We start from the raw sequence: 20,040 nt of genomic DNA on the forward strand, positions 1-20,040 counted from the left end.
GGTAAGACGAAAGTAGACGACACCCTGATTCTTCCCTGAATCTGCTCAGCGACGGATCGCTTTCACCGGACATCTTCCAATCGTTCGGTGACATATGGGCGAGTGGCATGCTGCTGCTAGCCCAAATATCACGCAAACAGGTTGGATTGCGTGACATTCCGGCTACTAGCGGGCCGATACCGGACGTTACGGTATGGGGTGAGTGCGGCGGACAGGCAAGCCATGCCGCCGGGAACATCCTATGCGCGACGTCGCGCTCCGGCGAGCTGTTCGTCGAGCGAGGCGGCCGGGCGCAGTCGCATTTCGGGTTGCGCATGCTCGTGCGCCTCGTCGCTGAATCCGGTTTCGCGCAGCACGCTCAGCAACTGGCGCATGTGCTTGAGCGCCGTACGCCCCTGCTGCCCGATCGCAGCGAACGCCGCCGCGATCGACTCGGCGGACGGCTCTTCGCCACGCGCCTCGGCCTCGTCCAGCATACGGATGCCGGCCACGGCACGGTCGATCACCAACGTCAGTGTCTCGCTCACCTCGGCTTGGATGCTCGCGCTGATCCGGTCGCGCTCCATGTTCGCCGCCAGCACCTTCTGCTTCGCCTGCTCGGCTTGCAGCGCCTCTTCGCGCGCTTGGAGGACCAGCACGTTCGCGCCGCTCGAACGCTGCCATCGCGCCAGCAGGATCGTGCCCACGCACATCGCGCCGACCATGCCGGCCCACATCGCCGCCTCGACCAGCATCCTCAGCGGCGACCAGCCGTTCGCACTGTAATCCGCGGAACGCAGCATCCAATGCAGCACGCTCGCATACCCGTAATCGCTCACCAGCACCTTGAACCCGAACAGGGCCGCCACGCCGATCGAAGCCACACCGGTCCATCGCCATGCGGTCGGCCGCCCGTACAGCACCGCCGAATACAACGCGCACAATGCGAACAGGTTCGAGAACAGCACCGGCTCGAACGCCACCAGCTGGAACGCGGACACGATCACGACCGCAAGCGCCGCGCCCTCGGGGAACCGGCGGCGGAAGCACAACGGCAGCATCGTCGTGATAACGATGAACCGGCCTACCGCGAGTTCGCCGGTGGCGCCATCCAGATAGCCGTCGAACATCGAGATAGCATTGACGCACATGATCGCGGTGAGCAGCAGCGTGCCGACGATGTCGGTCGCCAGATAATGGCGTTCGGTCCACTGCGACAGCCGTTCCACCCAGTTGAACGGTTCGCCGTTCGCCAGCACGGCCTGTGCGATCGGCTTGGAACGCAACCGGTCGCGCAACTGCGCCCATGTGGGGATCTGGGGGAGCGCGGGATCAGGAAGATGTCTCCGCTCGCTGCGCTCGGTCGACATGACAGTAGGGTTGGTTTGTTCGGTCGACATGACAGGAGGGACGGTCTGTTCGGTCGGCACGACCGTAGGGTTGGTTTGCTCGGTCGGCATGACCGGGGAGTCGATCTGCTTGGTCGGAACCGCAAGGAAGGAAGATTGCCGGGGTGGTGCGACGGCGGGATCGGACTGCATGGCCGAATCGGGATCGTCGTATGATCTCGCGGCGGCACCCAGCGGTATGACGGCGTGCACGGCGAATCCGCCGCCGACCTGTGGCCCGGCCGTCACCGTGCCGCCGGCCGCTTCGACGCGTTCGCGCATGCCGAGCAGCCCATAGCCCGGCTGATGCCCGTCCAACGAGGATGATGCGCCGCGGCCGTCGTCAGTCACCGTGATCTCCAACGACCGGTCGGTCCAATGTTCGTCGATGACGACGCGCACGTTCGGCCCGGCGTACTTGCGCACGTTGGTCAAGGATTCCTGCACGAGATGGTAGACGGCGACGCTGGCGGCCGCGGACAGCAGGTCCGGTCGCGCGGTGCCGTCGATGCGTCGCGTGACCGTGCTGCCGGCGGATGATGCGGATGGCATGGATGCGGACTCGGACGAGTATGCCGATGCTGCCGAAGTGGTATTCGATGACGGCGATGATGCCGGCGACGTCGCGGCGGCTGCCCGCGCCTGATCGACCAGCGCGTCGATGTCCGCGTAATCCGCATGCGCGGACCCGCCGAATACGCCGAACAGCCGTTTCATATCATGCAATGCGCGTTCCGACTCGTGCCGGATCGTCTCCATCGTGCGTCGCGCCACGGCCGGATCATGCGCGCCCGCGTATCGTCCGCCGTCCGACTGCACGATGATGATCGACAGCGTGTGCGCCACCACGTCGTGCATGTCGCGGGCGATGCGTGCCCGTTCCGCCAACGCCGCGATGCGACGTTCCTCGGCCTCGCTCGCCTGCAACGCGTCGTTGCGCTCCTGCATCATATGGATCGTGATAAGCCTCGCCCGCTGCCAGAACGCGGCGATGGCGGTCGCGACGATGCACGACAGGATCGAAACGGCGTAGATCGCCGTCTGCTGCATCAGGTTCTGCGCGCACTGGCCGGTGAACTGGCCGTCGGCATAGACGAGCCAACATTCCGGCATGCCGTTCAGATCGACGCTGCTGATATCGGCCGGCTTCATATACGGCTCGAAATACGGTCCGACGAGCGTCGACCACGAGATAACCGCGCTCGCCAGCACGCCGAGCGCCGAAGCGAGCACAATGAACGCCTTCGTATTGCGCGGGTCCCCATAGACGATCACCGAATACAGCAACAGCAGCGACAGGAAATCCGAGAACACCATCGACGGGCCGGCGACCAACTGGAGCACGGCCAACGCCGCGAACGCGAGCGCCGAAACCTGCGGCCAGAACCGTCGGGTCGCCGCCGGCATCGTCATCACCGTCGACCAGAACACCTGCCAGCCCATGCCGTACGAGAACAGCGGTCCGGGAAACCCGCTGCCGGACGAACCGAACAGCAGTCCGAACGCCAACGCCAGCAAAGCCGCGGTGATCGAATCCATGACCAGCATGCGGACGCGACGGTTGCGCGTCAGCCGATCCCATGATGCCTGTACACGTTGCCCGATACCCATAATCGACCAGCCTATCGCGGTACGGGACCGCACGTCCATCATGCGCGGGGATGAGCCGGTTTTGTCCCCGCGTGCGGCTGATATGGAGAACAGCCGTATCCTTCAAGGAAAGGGGAGAGCGCATGACGCTGCTTGCTGAATACTACGTGCCCGGACTGCATGTGGAAGACCGTTCGATCAAGGTGCCGCTCGACTGGGCCGGCCACGAGCCGGGCAAGGGCTTCGACGGGGAGCCGATCAGCCTGTTCTACCGCGTGGTCACCGCGCCCGAGCACGTGCACGACGAACTGCCGTTGCTCGTCTACCTGCAGGGCGGCCCCGGCGGCGAAAGCCCGCGACCGCTCAACCCGACCTCCGACGGCTGGATCGCCGAGGCGATCAAGCACTTCCGCGTCATCCTGCCCGACCAGCGCGGCACCGGACGCTCCAACCGCGTCGACACGCAGGTCATGGCGCGCCTCGCCCCGGCGGGCGCCCGCGCGCAGGCCGATTACCTGAAACTGTTCCTCGCCGATTCGATCGTGCGCGACTTCGAACACCTGCGCCGCACCGAATTCGGCGGCGCGAAGTGGGTGACGCTCGGCCAGAGCTACGGCGGCTTCCTTACGCTCACCTACCTGTCGCTCTACCCGCAGGGTGTGGCTGCGAGCTTCACCTGCGGCGGCATCCCGCACGTGCCGGCCGACGCAGCCGAGGTCTACGAGCACACGTTCCCGCGCATGGCGCGCAAGACCGCGCAGTTCTACGAGCGCTACCCGCAGGACGTCGAACGCGTGGCGGCCGTGGCCGATCGGCTGACGGCCGGCGACGTGAGCCTGCCGAACGGTGACCCGTTCACCGTGGAGCGGTTGCAGTGCCTCGGCTCCGACTTCGGCATGAAGCCCAGCTTCGAGCGCGTGCACTGGATACTCGACTCCGCGTTCCTCGACGGCGACGGCTCCGCAAGCGCCGATTCGCCGCTGTCGGACGAATTCCTGTCCAAGGTGGAGATCGCCACGTCATCGCGACCGCTGTACTGGCCGTTGCAGGAGTTCATCTACGCGAACGGCGAGATGGATGAGCCGATCCGCTGGGCCGCGCAGCGCGTGCGCGACACGAAACCCGAGTTCGGTCCCGACGTGCGCCCGCTCAACTTCACCGGCGAGGCGATGTTCCCGTGGATGTTCGAACAGGAGCGCGCCCTGCGCCCGTTCAAGCCGGCGATGGACCTGCTCATGGAAGACACCAGCTTCGGCGTGATCTACGACGAGGCCCAGCTCAAGCGCAACGAAGTGCCGCTGCAGGCCGCCGTGTACTTCGACGACATGTACGTCGACTCCGGCATGCAGCTCGACACGCTGAGCCGTGTCGGCAACTCGCACTACTGGACCACCAACGAGTTCGAACACGACGGCAACCACGGCGACCGCGTGTTCAGGCACCTCTACGCCGAGGCGCTGAACCGCGGCGACCTCGAAGAGCTGTTCTGACCGCACGGCCACGTCAGCGAAGCCAGCGAACGAAAGGACACACATGAGCATGGATCTCACCATCGGATTCATCGGCTACGGCAACATGGCCCAGGCCATCGCACAGGGGCTGGTCGACGCCGGCGTCGTCACGGGCGGCCGCATCGTCGCCTGCGCCGCGCACTGGGACAAGCTCGAACGCACCACGGCCGAGATCGGCGCGCGCCCGCTGCACAGCGCGACCGAGGTCGCCGTCGCGGCAGACGTGGTGATCGTCGCGATCAAGCCGTACCAGATCGCATCGGTCGTCGGCCCGATCGCCGACGAACTGGCCAAGCCGGACAAGATCGTCGTGTCGATCGCCGCCGGATGGGATCTCGCCAAGTACCGCGACTTGTTCGGCGACAAGGCCGACGGCATGCACATCCAGTGCACGATCCCGAACACGCCGATGGCCGTCGGCAAGGGTGTGCTCGTCACCGAAGCCGACAACACGCTCACCGATGCGCAGACACGGACGTTCGAGGAACTGTTCGAGCCGATCAGCCTCATCGAACGCGTCGACACCGCGCATATGAACATCGCCATGTGCATCGCCGGCTGCGCACCCGCCTTCACCGACATGTATCTCGAGGCGCTGGCCGACGCCGGCGTCAAATACGGGCTGCAGCGCGCCACCGCCTACCGGTTGGCCGCGAAGATGGTCGAAGGCGTGGGCGCCTTGTACATGGCCACCGAAACGCATCCTGGCGCGATGAAGGACGCGGTCTGCTCGCCCGGCGGCACCACGATCCGCGGCGTCGCGCAGCTCGAGAAGGACGGTTTCCGCGGCGCGGTCATCAACGCCGTCGACGCGATTGAAGCCTGACGTTTATCCAACCGCTCACGACGGTTCCCCGATCTTCCGCACGGAAATAGAGGAGCCATCGTGAGCGATTATTGCATCTGAACGATAGCCGCAGATTCCGGCTCGCTTTGGTTCGCTACTTCGTGCGCACGTACAGGTGATACGGTTCGTCGTCGATCATGAACAACGGCACGAACCGCAACCCGGTGGGCCGATGCGTGAAGACGAGTCCGTCCTCCGAACGATCGAACGCGGCGTCGACATCCGCATCATCGACCGGCACGTCAAGCATGTCGGTGCGTTCGCTCAACGCGGCCAGCACATACGGTCCCCACGCCACGGCCGCGACCTCAGGCCGGTCGGGCGTCGGCAACAGCCGCATATGCGGCGCGAACGTCAGCTCGATAGCCGCGCCATCCCATGAATCCAACCCCAACGCGTCGGCCGTGAACGCCAGCTCGCCATCGCCGGTGCGCGACAATTCAACCACGCCGAACGGCACGTCGCGACCATCCGCCCGCACAGCGACGCGACCGTCAACGCTCCACCCCGGCACACGCACGCACAGCACGTCGCGATCCAACCGGTCGATGCGCATCGCCGCATGCTCGGGCGTCGCATCATCCACGGCCACGGCCAGACGCGCCGCATCGTCATCCAGCGTGCCGTTGAGATACCGGCACACATACAACGTGTCGGCATCCACGTAATACGCGCCATGCGCCGTATAGCAATGCGATTCCAAGCCGGTGCCGTGACAGCAGCTGTTCTCGCCCAGATCGAACTCCTTGCGCCCGCCCGGCTGCGTCGGCATGAAATAGATACTGCCGCCGTCATCGGCGTGCTCGGGCCGGCGGTCGATCGTCGCGGCGATATGGTTGACCGTCGCCGACTCGGCGTAATCGGCGTACGCGGCGCACGGCACGTAGCGTTCCAGCTCGGCGACAAGCTTGAGCATGTTATACGTCGCGCAGCTTTCCGCCGTATCGTCGGCCAACAGCGAACCGATCTCGTCCGGCTGATGAAACATCTCGCCCTGACCGGTCCCGCCCATCGCATACAGGTGATGGGCAAGCACCGCATCCGTGAAGAAGCGCGCCTGATCGAGATAATGCAGCGAGCCGGTCGCCGCGAACAGCTTCACCATGCCGATGACCTGCGGAATATGCTGGTTCGCATGCATGCCGCCCAACGCATCCACATGCTGACGCAACGGCTCCATCAGACGGTCGTTGTCGAACAGGCGGGCGGCCGCAAGATGCCGCTCGTCGCCGTCCAACGCATACAGGTCGGCCAGCGCATCGTTCATGCCGCCGAACTCGCCGGCGATATACAGGCTCCACATGCGCTGCAGCCGGTCATGCGGCAGCCGGTGCAGCCGCTCGTACGTCCAGTCGCCGATGCCGCGGGCCACGTCGAGCGCCTGACGGTTGCCCGCGTGACGATACGCGTCGAGCAGCCCGGCGAGGATCTTGTGCAGCGTATAGTACGGCGCCCAGATCGTCGGATACGGCGCCAGATCCTCCAGACGGTCGAACTGCGTCTCGTCATACGCCGACAGGAACCCGGGATGCGCGTCCGGCCGCGTGCCGAACGCCCGCTGCACCTCGGCCAGCGAAGCCACCACATAATCGAGTTTCGCCTTGATCGTCGCATCCTCGCTGGCCGCATACGCCAGCGCATAGGCCGACAGCGTATGGCCGGTGGTATGCCCGCGCAACAGCGAATCCGGCGCATCCCATCCGGTCATCGGCCGCGCGCCGCGCGTATCCAGCCCGGCCGCACGGCGGAACTCCAACAACAGCCGATCGTCATCGACCCCACGCAGATACGCGATACGATGCCGCAGATTGCGCGCAAGCACGCCGTCGCCCGTCAGCCGCACATGATCGAGCGGGAGCGGAACGCGCCGCGCCGACGCATCCACCGTCACCCGCGGATCATGATCGACGACATGCACGACGGCGGTCACCGGCACGTCGGTGCCGTCGATCACGTCATGCCAACGCACGTCGTGACCGCGCCCGTCATCGTGCGGCAGACGCGGGGCCGTATGCTCCACGCCGTCACGCCAGTCGATACGCTGCGCGATCGTCATCCCGTCCTCGGTGCGCACCGCCGTATACGTCGGCAACGCGTACGCCGCGCCGGTCCGCACGGTCAGCGTGATCGGCACCACGTCGCGCACGGCGACCCGGTTATGTTGTTCGAGCACACGCACCGTGAACGTGCGCGTCGCGCTCGCCGCGCCATGCGTCAGCGTCGCGGTCAGCGTCACGTCGCGATAGCCGCGGCCATACTCCGGCTGATGCACGGAGCCATCCGGCCTGACCCAGCGTTCGTCGTCGCTCGACCAAGTGATCTCGGAACCGTTCGCGCCGCTCACCGGCAGATCGAGATCGAATTCGACGGTGCCGGTATTGCCCAGATACAGCAGCGCCGCATCCTCGTTGACGATCCGCTGATCGGTTGCGCTGATATCCGCCATGATGGTGCCTTCCGACGTTGCCTGACGCCGGTCGCCGGAATCGATGCGGCCGGATGCGGTGCCCGTTATCCAATCGTTTCTCAATCTAGAAAACGCGGCCGACCGAACGTCATGAGGCCCGCGTCGATCGTAACGATAGACCCGCGTGCCGCCGGTCCGTAACATTGCCGTGAACTGCCCGTTACCTGTTAGGCGACGATGCGTAAACGGATGGCAACACATGCGGTCTTTACTCGAGCATACCCAAGGCGGCAAGGGTTCCGGATCACGGGACGCGGCGCGGGGCATCATGAGGGAGGAAACCCATGCACATCAACAAGAAGCAGATCATCGCGGCGACCGCGGCGGCACTGTCAGCGGGATTGCTGCTCTCCGGTTGCGGCTCGAGCACCGGCAATGGCGGCACGGCGTCCAAGGACTCCGGCGGCATGGTCATCACGATCGCGAACGGCGAACCGCAGAACCCGTTGGTTCCGGGCAACACGAACGAAACGACCGGCGGCAACGTGATCGACATGCTGTTCTCCGGACTCGTCGGCTTCAAGCCGGACGGCACCTCCGTCAACGAAGTGGCCGACAAGATCACGCCGAACGCGGACAACACGAAGTTCGACATCACGTTGAAGTCCGGCTGGAAGTTCACCGACGGCACGCCGGTGACGTCCGAATCGTTCACCAAGGCGTGGAGCTACACGGCGAACGCGAAGAACGGCCAGCTCAACTCCAGCTTCTTCTCGGTCATCAAGGGCTATGACGACCTGCAGAAGGACGGATTGAAGGGCGATGAGCAGTTGAGCGGCCTCAAGGTGACCGACGACACGCATTTCAGCGTCGAGCTCAACGAGCCGAACGCCGTGTTCCCGGTCATCCTCGGCTACTCCGGCTACTATCCGCTGCCCGAATCGTTCTACAAGGACCCGAAGGCGTTCGGCGAAAGCCCGGTCGGCAACGGCCCGTACAAGTTCAAGTCGTGGAAGCACAACGCCGACATCGTCGTCGAGAAGAACGACGACTACCCGGGCAACTTCAAGGCGAAGAACGACGGCCTCGACTTCAAGGTGTACACGTCGAACGACTCCTCGTACGCCGACATCCAGTCCGGCAACCTCGACGTCTCCTCGAACGTGCCGGCCACCGCGCTGAAGACGTTCCAGAAGAACTCCAAGCTCAACTCCTACTCCAAGGCCGGTTCCGGCACCGCGACGTTCACCATCCCGCAGTCGCTCGAGCACTTCAGCGGCGAGGAGGGCGTGCTGCGCCGCCAGGCCATCTCGTTGGCCATCGACCGCGAGCAGATCACCGAGAAGGTGCTGTCCGGCACCGCCACCCCGTCCAAGGAATTCTCCTCGCCGATGACCTCCGGCTACTCCGACAGCCTCAAGGGCAACGAGAACCTGACCTACAACCCGACCAAGGCCAAGAAGCTGTGGGCCAAGGCCGACAAGATCTCCAAGTTCACCGGCACGTTCACCATCGCCTACAACACCGACGGCGGCACCAAGCCGATCTACGACGCGGTCGTCAACCAGCTCAAGAACAACCTCGGCATCGACGCGGCCACGAACCCGGTGGCGACCTTCCAGGAGTTCCGCGCCGCGATCACCGACCGCACCATGAAGAGCGCGTTCCGCACCGGCTGGCAGGCCGACTATCCGTCGATCGAGAACTACTTGAAGCCGATCTTCTCGTCGTCCGCGGCTGACGGCAAGGGTTCGAACGACGGCGACTACAAGAACCCCGCGTTTGACAACCTGCTCAACGAGGCCGCCAAGGCGTCGAGCGTCGACGCGGCGAACAAGCTCTACCAGCAGGCCGAGGAGATCCTGCTCAACGATCTGCCCGCCATCCCGCTGTACAACTCCAACGCGACCGGCGTGTACGCGAAGGGCGTGAAGAACGTGGAGCCGAACTGGAAGGGCGTTCCGGTGTTCTACGAGATCACCAAGTGACGGTCTTATCCACGATAATGTCCAGTATGTGAACCGCGAATATCGGTTCGCGTGGTTTGCAAGGGGATGCCCTCGGCGGGCATCCCCTTTCGCGTTGTATAAGGCCGATATTCCAGTGTATGAGATGCGATGGTGCGCATGGTGGAAAGTGTCTGTGTCTCTGACGGTCGGGCATGATCGGGCGGATGAATTACATACCGTGCGACGACTCGTAAAGTATCGTTAACTTTTCGGGTCTTCACTCATACACAACGAAACGGACGGACCTGGTCCAACGCAATCCGCGGACTTCGCGCCGACCGTGTCGTCCATCATGAGGGAGGAACTCATATGCGCACGAACAAACGATTCATCGCACTTGCGGCAAGCATCCTGTCCGTCGGCCTGCTGCTGTCCGGCTGCGGCAACGGCAACGGCGGCAGCGGCTCCAACACGGCGGCGACCGGCGCGGACGGCGTGATCTCCATCGCGTCCACCGAACCGCAGAACCCGCTGATCCCGGGCAACACGAACGAAACCGGCGGCGGCAACGTGATCGATATGCTCTTCTCCGGCCTGGTCGGCTTCAAGGCCGACGGCACGCCGGTCAACGAGGTCGCGGACAAGATCACGCCGAACGCGGGCAACACGAAGTTCGACATCACGTTGAAGTCCGGCTGGAAGTTCTCGGACGGCACCCCGGTCACCTCGGAAAGCTTCACCAAGGCATGGAGCTACACGGCGAACGCGAAGAACGCACAGCTCAATGCCAACTTCTTCTCCGTCATCAAAGGCTACGACGACCTGCAGAAGGATGGCCTCAAGGGTGACGAGCAGTTGAGCGGTCTGCACGTGACCGACGACACGCACTTCAGCGTCGAACTAAACGAATCCAACTCGGTGTTCCCGGTCATCCTCGGCTACTCCGGCTACTATCCGCTGCCCGAATCCTTCTTCAAGGACCCGAAGGCGTTCGGCGAGAAGCCGGTGGGCGACGGCCCGTACAAGTTCAAGTCTTGGGACCACAACAAGGACATCGTGCTTGAGAAGAACGCCGACTACCAGGGCGCGTTCAAGGCGAAGAACGCCGGACTCGACTTCAAGATCTACACGTCGAACGATTCCGCCTACGCCGACATCCAGTCCGGCAACCTCGACGTGATGGAGACCGTGCCGACCACCGCCATCAAGACTTTCCAGAAGAACACCAAGATCCAGTCCTACAACAAGGCCGGCTCCGTGACCGCCACGTTCACGATCCCCTCCACGCTCGAGCATTTCAAGACCGACGAGGAAGGCCGTCTGCGCCGTCAGGCCATTTCGATGGCCATCGACCGCAAGCAGATCACCGACAAGGTGCTCTCCGGCACCGCCACCCCGTCCACCGAATTCTCCTCGCCGATGACCGCCGGCTACTCCGACAGCCTCAAGGGCGCCGACAATCTCAAGCTCAACGTCGCCAAGGCGAAGGAACTGTGGGCCAAGGCCGACAAGATCTCCAAGTTCGACGGGCCGCTCACCTTCACCTACAACGCCGACGGCAGCGCCAAGTACACCACCGAGGCGGTCGTCAACCAGCTCAAGAACAACCTCGGCATTAACGTGACCACCGCCACCGTGCCGACCTTCTCCGAGTTCCGCGACGAGATCACCAACCGTCAGATCAAGGGCGCGTTCCGCACCGGCTGGCAGCCCGACTACCCGTCGATCGAGAACTACTTGAAGCCCCTGTACGCCTCGAGCGCGGCTGACGGCAAGGGGTCGAACGACGGCGACTACAAGAACCCCGCGTTCGACGCCAAGCTCGCCGAGGCCGCGAAGGCCCCGAACGTAGACGAGGCGAACAAGCTCTACCAGTCGGCCGAGGAGATCCTGCTGACGGATCTGCCCGCCATCCCGCTGTACAACCAGAACTCCACCGGCGCCTACGCCAAGGGCGTGAAGAACGTGGAGCCGAACTGGAAGGGCGTCCCGATCTTCTACGAGATCACCAAGGGCTGATCTTCGCCCGACAACCATGAATGAATAATGCGCACGATGCTCGGTTCCGCCGTCCTGCCACGGCGAGACCGGGCATCGTCGTATATGCGCGAGTCCGGCGATGCCGCAGGACGTTGAGGCAACGCTCGAACAGCTACTGAACAGAAGCCAAGGAGACATGATGAGCGAACCATGTGAATACGATCGCGACGTGCTGCGCACACTGCATGCGACCGCAGCCGGCAACGACACCGAACCCGAGCCGAACAAACGCGCGGGCGGCCTCAAACTGCAAGGCAAGGGATTCGAAGACATCATCTACAGCCACTGGGGCGACAATCCCAACAAGCGGACGGCCGAACGCAGCCCGTTCGCCGACGACGCGGCGAAACACCGCGACGAACTCGCCGCCAAGCTGCCCGGCGAACGGCTCGTGATCCCGGCCGGAGCGGTACGGCACCGCACCTGGGACACCGACTTCCTGTTTCGCACCGGCAGCGCGTTCGCGCACATGACCGGACTCGGACGCGATCTGGAAGCCGGCGCCGCACTCGTCTTCGACCCGACCGTCGACGAGAACGGCACGGTCGGCTACCGGGCGACGATCTATCTGGAACCAACCATCGACCGCACGAACCCGCGGTTCTTCTCCGATTCCAAACACGGCGAATTCTGGATCGGACCTCGCCCGCTGCCCGAGGACTTCCACATCATGACCGGACTCGACATCCGCGACATGACCGGATTCGAGGACGCGCTGCGCGCCGGAGCCGGCCCGGACGGCATCCACATCCGCGTGCTGCGCGGCTACGATCCGGCTATCGATGCGACCGTCGACCGCATCCGCGAGGAAACCGGACTGGGCGACGCGGCGGCGAACCGAGGCGCGGACGCGGTGCTCGAGGAACGGTCCGACGAATGCCGCATCATCAAAACGCCGCGCGAAGTGGCCGAAATCGTCAAGGCGGTGGAGGCGACCAAACGCGGCTTCGAACGCGTGGCCGACATTCTGCCCATCGCGCGGCAGGTCAAGCGCGGCGAACGTCTGCTGGAAGCCACGTTCACCCACTCGTGCCGCTACGAAGGCAACGGCATCGCCTTCGGCACCAACGCCGCATCCGGCCCGCGCGCCACCATCCTCGACTATCATGCCAACGATCACGCGCTCAAGGACGGAGAACTGTTCCTGCTCGATGCCGGCATCGAACTCGATTCGCTGTATACGGCTGACATCACCCGAACCTTCCCAATCAACGGAAGATTCACCGAACCGCAACGCGAGATCTACCAGGCCGTGCTCGACGCGTCCAATGCGGCCATCGACGCGGCCAACAAGCCCGGAGCCGTCTACCATGACATGCTCGACGCGGCGCTCGCCTCGGTCGCACGTTCGCTGCATCGGCTCGGCATCCTGCCGGTCAGCGTCGAAGAGGCATTGCGGCCCGACGGCCACCAGCATTACCGCTGGCTCTACCATGGCACTGGGCATCACATGGGTATCGACGTGCATGACGCCTACCGGTCGTGCAACGAATACTATCCGGATGCGCCGCTGGAACCCGGCATGGTGTTCACGCTCGAACCCGGCCTCTACTTCGATGCGGCCGACGAACTCGTGCCCGAACGCTATCGTGGCATCGGCGTGCGCATCGAAGACGACCTCATGGTCGATACGGATGGGCGGACCAAGCTCATCAGCGACTTCGCCCGCACGCCCGACGAGGTCGAGGCGTGGCTCGCATCCCACGGACCGGAACAGTACCTCGACAGTTTCCTTACGCAGGAGGCCGCCTGCGCATGACCTGGTGCCTTGCAGGGTGTTTTCTTGGCTCCCTCGGCTGAGGGAGCTGTCGGCAAAGCCGACTGAGGGAGCGTCAGACCCATCACATTAAGTCCGACAAGGCACTAAGTGCGGTTCGCACGTAACTTGTGCGCAGTATGCATATAACCGCAATCGCTATCGTCGTAGGCGTCGGCCCGTGCTGGGTACGGCCGCGGGTAGCGTTGCGCACGGCGGACGATGCGGTGACTGTCCGCCGTGCGCAACGTCATATCAGACAGAACATCAGACAGACACAAGGAGACGGCCGGCATGAGCGAAGCCCGGTATTCATACGAGAACGCGATCCGCGAATTCGTGTACATCGAACTGCCGTTCGACGGCGACGCGGACGGCCGCAACGACCTGGTGCGCGCCGACATCATCCGCCCGCGCGAACTCGACAGCACCGAAAAGATCCCCGTCATCATGGACCCCAGCCCGTACTACGAGCTGTACGACCGCCACGGCGAGAAATTCGAGTACATGCACCCGGAAGACAAGTGGAACAGTCCGCTCAAACAGTTCCCGTTCTTCTACGACAACTACTTCGTGCCGCGCGGCTACGCGGTCATCATGCTCGCCACATCCGGCACCGCGCTGTCCGAAGGATTCTGCGACATCGGCGGGCCGAAGGACATCGCCTCCGCCAACGCGGTCGTCGACTGGCTCAACGGCCGCGCAACCGGCTACATGACCCGCGACCGGCGTGAGCCCGACAACGAGATGACCGCCTACTGGGCATCCGGACTCGTCGGCGCGATCGGCAAATCCTACGACGGCTCCGTACCCAACGGCATGGCCGCCACCGGCATCGAAGGCCTCAAGACCATCGTGCCGATCTCCGCGATCTCCAGCCAATACGACTGGTACCATCCGCACGGCGCGCTGCTCAACGGCGACGACGCCGACGGCGGCTGGTTCGAACCCGACAACTTCGCCGTCACCCTGCAGTCCACCGCCGACGGCAAACTCCAGCGGTTCAACACCAAGGGCGGCTGGCAGCGGCTGCACGACGGCGCCGACAAGGAGCATCGCAGCTACAACGAGTTCTGGGCCGAACGCAACTACCGCGCGCACGTCGACCGGTTCAAGGCCAGCGTGTTCCTCGTGCACGGCGTCAACGACCTCAACGTGATGATGAACCAGGTCGATACATACTGGAAGGCGCTGGGGGAGTGCGGCGTGCCGCGCAAGATCTGGCTGCACCAGTACGCGCACGACGACCCGTTCGACGTGAGGCACGACATGTGGCTCGCGACCTTGGAACGGTGGTTCGACTACTGGCTCAAGAACATCGATAACGGCATCATGGACGAGCCGGAGGCTGCGATCGAAGACCCGGACGGCAACTGGCATGAATACGCGAGCTGGCCGGTGCCGGGAACAACGGCGCGCACGTTCGGCGTGCGCGGGGGAGCGGACGCGCGACTGGGCGAGCTGCGCGAGTTTGCGGCGGATGATGACGAATCCGATCAGGGCGATCATGTCGCCACGATCAAGGGCGCGCGCATCCGCGAACTCATCCCGTTCAGCGAATCCGGTCACGCGAGCGACGAACGGCTGCTGTACGTGAGCGAACCGCTCGCCGCCGACCGGCACATCTCCGGCACGCCGCACATCAGCCTGCGCGTCAAGGCATCCGCACCCGACACGAACCTGTGCGTCTCGCTCATCGAATACGGCGAAGGCAACTACGTGCAGGTGAGCGAAGACATCCACGCGCTCGTCGAATTGAAGGAGAAACGGCCCGCGGTCGGCGGCTCGTCCGACGACGACAAGGCCGTCTACCCGGTGTGCGTGCCGCGCAAATCGCATGAGATACAGAACATGGTGACGCGCGGCTGGATCGCCACCGCCCACAAGGACTCGTTCGACACGTTCGCGCCCACGGCGACCGGCGAATGGATGGACGTCGCGTTCGACCTGCTCGCCACCGACTGGACCGTGCGCGCCGGGCATCGGATTGCGCTCGCGGTCTACAACAACTCGAAACGGCTTGCGGCCGTGCCGCTGTCCGATTTCGAGGTAGATCTCGATTCGGTGCGGCTGACGGTGCCGATGGCCTGATCGTACGCACGTGCGGGCGAGGTGGATGCTTTCCGTGGTCCTATGCCGATATGTTGCCGTCCGTTGCCCCTCCGATCAGTGGACGACGACATACCGCATCACGGGTCTGCCCGGCAACGTCCACCTTGCCGCCAATACTGGGACTCATGTCTCTTACTATCGGAATCGTCGGTCTGCCGAACGTCGGCAAGTCCACCATGTTCAACGCGCTGACGCGCAACAATGTCCTCGCGGAAAACTATCCGTTCGCCACCATCGAGCCGAACACTGGCATCGTGCCGCTGCCCGACAAGCGCCTGCCCGTGCTCGCCAAGCTCGTGCACACCGAGAAGGTCGTGCCCGCCACCGTCACGTTCGTCGACATCGCCGGCATCGTCAAGGGCGCGTCCGAAGGCGAAGGCCTGGGCAACAAGTTCCTCGCCAACATCCGCGAGGCGGACGCGATCTGCGAGGTCGTGCGCGCGTTCAAGGACGACGACATCGTCCACGTCAACGGCAAGGTCGACCCGGCCGACGACATCGACACGATCAATACCGAGCTGATCCTCGCCGACATGCAGACCATCGAGAACGCGTTGCCGAAGCTCGAGAAGGACCTGCGCGGCAAGAAGATCGAGCCGGCGTACCTCGACGCGGTCAAGAAGGCGAAGGCCATCCTCGAGGACGGCGAGACCATCGACCATGCGGCCGCCGCTGGCAAGATCGACAAGTCCGACATCTACGACCTGCACCTGATGACCGCGAAGCCGTTCATCTACGTGTTCAACGTGGACGACGACGAACTCGCCAACGACGAGCTCAAGACGAAGCTCGCAGCGTCCGTGGCTCCCGCTCCGGCCGTGTTCCTCAACGCCCAGTTCGAGGCCGACCTGACGGACCTCGACGAGGACGACGCGCGCGAGATGCTCGCCGATGCAGGCCTTACCGAGTCGGGCCTCGACCAGCTGGCCCGCGTCGGTTTCGACATCCTCGGCCTGCAGACCTTCCTGACCGCCGGCGAGAAGGAGGTGCGCGCCTGGCAGATCCACAAGGGCTGGACCGCCCCGCAGGCCGCCGGTGTGATCCACACCGACTTCGAAAAGGGCTTCATCAAGGCCGACATCGTCTCCTACGACGACTTCGTCGCCGCCGACGGCTCGATGGTCAAGATTAAGGAGGAAGGCAAGCTCCGCCAGGAAGGCCGCGACTACGTCATGCAGGACGGCGACATCGTCGAGTTCAAGTTCTCGCCAACGTCTAAGAAGTGATTGTCGCATAGTGCCGAGGCCTTCGGAACCTTAGTAATTCCAAAGGCCTCGGCTTATATTTGCGTTCAGTTGTTGTGTGGGCTTGTGCTTGGGGCGTTTTGTCGTGTGTCTGGGTGTCTGCGGGAAGGTGCGGATAGTCAGCGAGAACTAGTCAGTCTTTCGGGAGCTCAATTTCTACATGAGTTTCTCCGCTGATTCTTCGGATAGTCGCTGCGGTCACTTTCGCCTCGTTCCCGAAAGGATCAAGGTTGTCGGGAAGCGGGACAGTCCCGATAAGAGTTCCGGTGAATCGTACCGCCAAGTATTGTGATGTCGGTCTCACCGTGACCCACATGCGTGTGTTGTCATCGAGGTCGGACAGCAGGATGTCTGTTCCCTGTGCTGGCGCAATATTCACTACCCGTTCGGTTGGCGATAGTACTTTTTTGTGAGGTTTGGCGTTGACGAACCCGCCGCGAGTTTCAGGACGGCGCAGGCTCTCCTTCGGAGTCTGCGAACTCCGAATCGGTTTAATCTCAGGTTCCGGCTTCGAAGGTAGAACAACCTGCGAAGATAAATCGACCGGCGCATGTTCGTCTGGCATTTGCAGACGAAGCTGCCATTGGTTTTTGTCTCGGTCCTTAGCGCGATCAGGGATGTGAGCCAGCATGACGGCACCATCGGCGGGAACCTGTCCACAATGGCGCTCCATCTGGTATTTGCTGATGTGACCAATCTCCTCGCCATCAAGGTAGACCCAATATGTCGGATAGCCGAGATATTTGCCAGAACGAATTCTGTCTTCGGTCACGTATACCCACAGCCATGCGTCGTATCCGTAACTGCGCAGGATGTCTTGATGATGTTCATCGCCGGAAATTTCTACACCGCAGTCCATGCTTTCGATGATGCGACCTTCTGGCTGGACGTTGATTGGCGTGGTACTAAGACCTTCAAGATAGGCGCTTTTGGCGAATATCTTGTCTTTACGGCGTCTCTCTGCGATGGCACGTTGCGCGGATTTCCGTTGTTCCTCCGTGGACAAAAACCTTGGCCTGTCCATGGTCCTCAATCGATGCCAGCACGCAAGTGTCTGTCTGGCGTCCTGAAGCGCGCGATGTGCTTCTTCATCGGCGACCCCCAACAGTTTTGAGAGCTCAAGAAGACTCATCGAAGGAGCATTTGGGAACATGTCGCTGCCAAGGCGCTGTGTATCGATGACATTGTTGACAAGATGCGGACAGTCCATTCGATCCGCTTCCCGGTTTATTGCGGCGATGTCATATGAGATATTGTGTCCGATGATTGTAAGGGACATCACCGATTCAATGAATACTGGTATGACCTGCGCGGCCTCGGGCTGTCCAGCGATGTCAGCTTCCGTGATTTTGGAAAACAGTTTCGCTGATACAGGTAAGTCTCCGACCGGCGTGATCAGCTGCTCATACTCGTGAATGGGAAAACCGTTGCGGAGAAGAATCGCTCCAATCTCCACCACCTGTGGGCCAATCTCTGAGCTGATTGTTTCCGTATCCAATACAACCGCGTCGGCCGCTATTGCGGCCGTGCGGAATTCCACCAATGCGTTTGGTGCCGATACGGGTCTGCTTACTGGATTATCCGGATGGTCCGATAGAGGTAGAAGCACCACTTGCCGTACTTCATCTTGAGATTGTGATGCATGGCGTCCTTTGCGGCCTCCGAACAGCCAGGAAAACAATCTCATGCATCCTCCTCGTTGCACTTGCATCCGAACCGGAATCGTTCGGCGTGATCTTTCATTTTGCTTCTGCTGACTCGTGTACCGATATTGGCTGAGCCGGATGAGTCTTTCATCCCGTCACAGGTACCAAGCGTCTTCGCGTACTGGCTAAAGCATATCAACATGGACATATCAGTGGACAGCACCTACGCAATCCATGACGAATAGTGCTGATTGCTTGGCCTAGCAAAGTAAACGTGTTGCGCTCTCAAACACCGATCTTGCTTATTCCCAATGCAATGGATGATGTATGCCGTCGTCGTAGTGATGATGTTCAGAAAGAAAGTTAATGAGCTCATTGGAACACGAATCGTCGCCGTTGATCTCATCCGCAAAGTAGAATAACGCGATTAACGCCTGTGCGACTGATCGTTGCTCGTAGCCGAAGTTCGGGTATCGGCGGCGCATGTCTCTGGTGACCGGCGGCACGATGATCATTTCGCGGTGCCATAGCCTGCTGTGATGCGAGCACAGGTTGCGCAGGTAGACCATCGCGTGGATAATCTCGGATGCGGTGCGCAGGTTGGTGCGTATGCCAAGCGACCGGTACAGCTCCTTGAGCGCCTCCGTGTCCTTATGCAGGCTGAGCATGCGTGACACGGTATCGAACGGCATGGTCTCCACCGCCGCCCATATCGGCACCGGTTCGCCCGCCTTCCGATAGTGTCGGATGCATATCTCGTTCGACATGTCCATCCATTTGCGGATGTTCGCAACCAGCGAAGTGCGAAGCTCGACGCCTTTGCGGTTGGTGATCGGCTCGTACGAGTCAATGTCCGCGTACGAGTATGCGCCGCCATTCCGGGTGATGAGATACGCGAAACGAGACCGTACCGTCAACTCGATAAGAGCCGTGCCCCGCAGAATCATGGAACGTAGTTCACCGTCCAGCCGATACGGTTCGAGGAATTCCGAAACAGTGACGTTCGGTTTGAAGTCGTTGTCCCCGTGCGCCGGATCAATCTGAAACGCGCGGAAATAACCGGACAGCCGATAGTAGTTGGAATCAAACAGAATCCGGCACATCTCGTCGTGATCCGGCACGCTCAAGCCTCGTGACTCCATGAGCTCGATCATCTCATCCAAGTTCTTCGCGGGCTTCACCGACACCTCCGGAAATGAAAAGAGCCTCCCGGGTTGCGCACTGTAAGGAGGCGTGGAAGGCTGCTGTTGATATTTAATTTAACATCCGGACTCGACCATCAGTGATTCGCAGTCTCATCATGCTGCCACAGTGCGGGACAATCGCGATGCCGTGCGACCATTCCAGGCAAAAATGCGACGCAGTCCGGTGATGGCGTCGAGTTCAAATTTAATGTGAGCAAGAAGTGATTGCCGCATAGTCGCATAGCACTGAGGGCCTTGGAATTGTAGTGATTCCAAGTGATGTGACCTGGTTTTTGTTCCGTGTTTTATCTCATTGATGGGAGACTAGGAACATGACCGGAAAGACTCGTTATACGAAGGAGTTCCAGGCGAGGGCGCTCAGGCTTC

Annotated in this window: 11 protein-coding genes; 7 read left to right on the forward strand and 4 right to left on the reverse strand. The window is 62.3% G+C overall.

Annotated elements, in window-relative coordinates; genetic code table 11:
* Nucleotides 1–239: 239 nt before the first annotated feature.
* Nucleotides 240–2,978, reverse strand: coding sequence for a sensor histidine kinase (locus AC1A0G_RS10430; RefSeq protein ID WP_476529534.1), 2,739 nt, complete (start codon nucleotides 2,976–2,978; stop codon nucleotides 240–242).
* A gap of 122 nt (nucleotides 2,979–3,100) precedes the next feature.
* Here AC1A0G_RS10430 and AC1A0G_RS10435 point away from each other — a divergent pair, with 122 nt between their 5' ends.
* Nucleotides 3,101–4,447: an alpha/beta fold hydrolase gene (locus AC1A0G_RS10435; protein WP_476529536.1), complete on the forward strand. Its 1,347-nt coding sequence runs from the start codon at nucleotides 3,101–3,103 to the stop codon at nucleotides 4,445–4,447.
* Nucleotides 4,448–4,490: 43 nt separating this feature from the next.
* On the forward strand, nucleotides 4,491–5,294 hold the full coding sequence (gene proC / locus AC1A0G_RS10440) for a pyrroline-5-carboxylate reductase (protein WP_476529538.1): 804 nt from the start codon (nucleotides 4,491–4,493) through the stop codon (nucleotides 5,292–5,294).
* Between the two features lie 115 nt (nucleotides 5,295–5,409).
* On the opposite strand, the gene AC1A0G_RS10445 is transcribed toward proC, so the two are convergent.
* A complete protein-coding gene (locus tag AC1A0G_RS10445) occupies nucleotides 5,410–7,761 on the reverse strand; it encodes a beta-L-arabinofuranosidase domain-containing protein (RefSeq protein WP_476529540.1) in 2,352 nt (783 codons plus the stop codon).
* Nucleotides 7,762–8,066: 305 nt separating this feature from the next.
* On the opposite strand from AC1A0G_RS10445, the gene AC1A0G_RS10450 reads away from it, so the two are divergent.
* The 5 genes from AC1A0G_RS10450 to ychF all read left to right on the forward strand — a co-directional run bounded on the left by AC1A0G_RS10450 (nucleotide 8,067) and on the right by ychF (nucleotide 16,805).
* Entirely contained in the window at nucleotides 8,067–9,710 is a 1,644-nt protein-coding gene (locus tag AC1A0G_RS10450) for a peptide ABC transporter substrate-binding protein (RefSeq protein WP_476529542.1), read from the forward strand.
* Between the two features lie 330 nt (nucleotides 9,711–10,040).
* Complete coding sequence (locus AC1A0G_RS10455) at nucleotides 10,041–11,690, forward strand: peptide ABC transporter substrate-binding protein (RefSeq protein ID WP_476529544.1); 1,650 nt, start codon at nucleotides 10,041–10,043, stop codon at nucleotides 11,688–11,690.
* A 160-nt stretch (nucleotides 11,691–11,850) separates the two neighbouring features.
* Nucleotides 11,851–13,470: an aminopeptidase P family protein gene (locus tag AC1A0G_RS10460; RefSeq protein ID WP_476529546.1), complete on the forward strand. Its 1,620-nt coding sequence runs from the start codon at nucleotides 11,851–11,853 to the stop codon at nucleotides 13,468–13,470.
* A gap of 291 nt (nucleotides 13,471–13,761) precedes the next feature.
* Nucleotides 13,762–15,558 carry a CocE/NonD family hydrolase gene (locus tag AC1A0G_RS10465; RefSeq protein WP_476529548.1) on the forward strand — a complete coding sequence of 599 codons (1,797 nt, stop codon included), beginning with the start codon at nucleotides 13,762–13,764 and terminating at the stop codon, nucleotides 15,556–15,558.
* 146 nt (nucleotides 15,559–15,704) lie between these two features.
* Nucleotides 15,705–16,805 carry a redox-regulated ATPase YchF gene (gene ychF / locus AC1A0G_RS10470; RefSeq protein ID WP_476529550.1) on the forward strand — a complete coding sequence of 367 codons (1,101 nt, stop codon included), beginning with the start codon at nucleotides 15,705–15,707 and terminating at the stop codon, nucleotides 16,803–16,805.
* 151 nt (nucleotides 16,806–16,956) lie between these two features.
* Here ychF and AC1A0G_RS10475 read toward each other — a convergent pair whose 3' ends face one another.
* Nucleotides 16,957–18,510 (reverse strand): 3'-5' exonuclease, encoded by a 1,554-nt coding sequence (locus AC1A0G_RS10475; protein WP_476529552.1) that lies wholly within the window; start codon nucleotides 18,508–18,510, stop codon nucleotides 16,957–16,959.
* A gap of 261 nt (nucleotides 18,511–18,771) precedes the next feature.
* Nucleotides 18,772–19,623, reverse strand: coding sequence for an Abi family protein (locus tag AC1A0G_RS10480; RefSeq protein WP_476529553.1), 852 nt, complete (start codon nucleotides 19,621–19,623; stop codon nucleotides 18,772–18,774).
* Between the last annotated feature and the right edge of the window lie 417 nt (nucleotides 19,624–20,040).

Source organism: Bifidobacterium sp. LH_230 (assembly GCF_056357555.1).

Excerpts from the sequence above, each read along its gene's own strand:
- AC1A0G_RS10430 (WP_476529534.1), bottom strand. The coding sequence starts at position 2,978 with ATGGGTATCGGGCAACGTGTACAGGCATCATGGGATCGGCTGACGCGC.
- AC1A0G_RS10435 (WP_476529536.1), top strand. The coding sequence starts at position 3,101 with ATGACGCTGCTTGCTGAATACTACGTGCCCGGACTGCATGTGGAAGAC.
- proC (WP_476529538.1), top strand. The coding sequence starts at position 4,491 with ATGAGCATGGATCTCACCATCGGATTCATCGGCTACGGCAACATGGCC.
- AC1A0G_RS10445 (WP_476529540.1), bottom strand. The coding sequence starts at position 7,761 with ATGGCGGATATCAGCGCAACCGATCAGCGGATCGTCAACGAGGATGCG.
- AC1A0G_RS10450 (WP_476529542.1), top strand. The coding sequence starts at position 8,067 with ATGCACATCAACAAGAAGCAGATCATCGCGGCGACCGCGGCGGCACTG.
- AC1A0G_RS10455 (WP_476529544.1), top strand. The coding sequence starts at position 10,041 with ATGCGCACGAACAAACGATTCATCGCACTTGCGGCAAGCATCCTGTCC.
- AC1A0G_RS10460 (WP_476529546.1), top strand. The coding sequence starts at position 11,851 with ATGAGCGAACCATGTGAATACGATCGCGACGTGCTGCGCACACTGCAT.
- AC1A0G_RS10465 (WP_476529548.1), top strand. The coding sequence starts at position 13,762 with ATGAGCGAAGCCCGGTATTCATACGAGAACGCGATCCGCGAATTCGTG.
- ychF (WP_476529550.1), top strand. The coding sequence starts at position 15,705 with ATGTCTCTTACTATCGGAATCGTCGGTCTGCCGAACGTCGGCAAGTCC.
- AC1A0G_RS10475 (WP_476529552.1), bottom strand. The coding sequence starts at position 18,510 with ATGAGATTGTTTTCCTGGCTGTTCGGAGGCCGCAAAGGACGCCATGCA.
- AC1A0G_RS10480 (WP_476529553.1), bottom strand. The coding sequence starts at position 19,623 with ATGATCGAGCTCATGGAGTCACGAGGCTTGAGCGTGCCGGATCACGAC.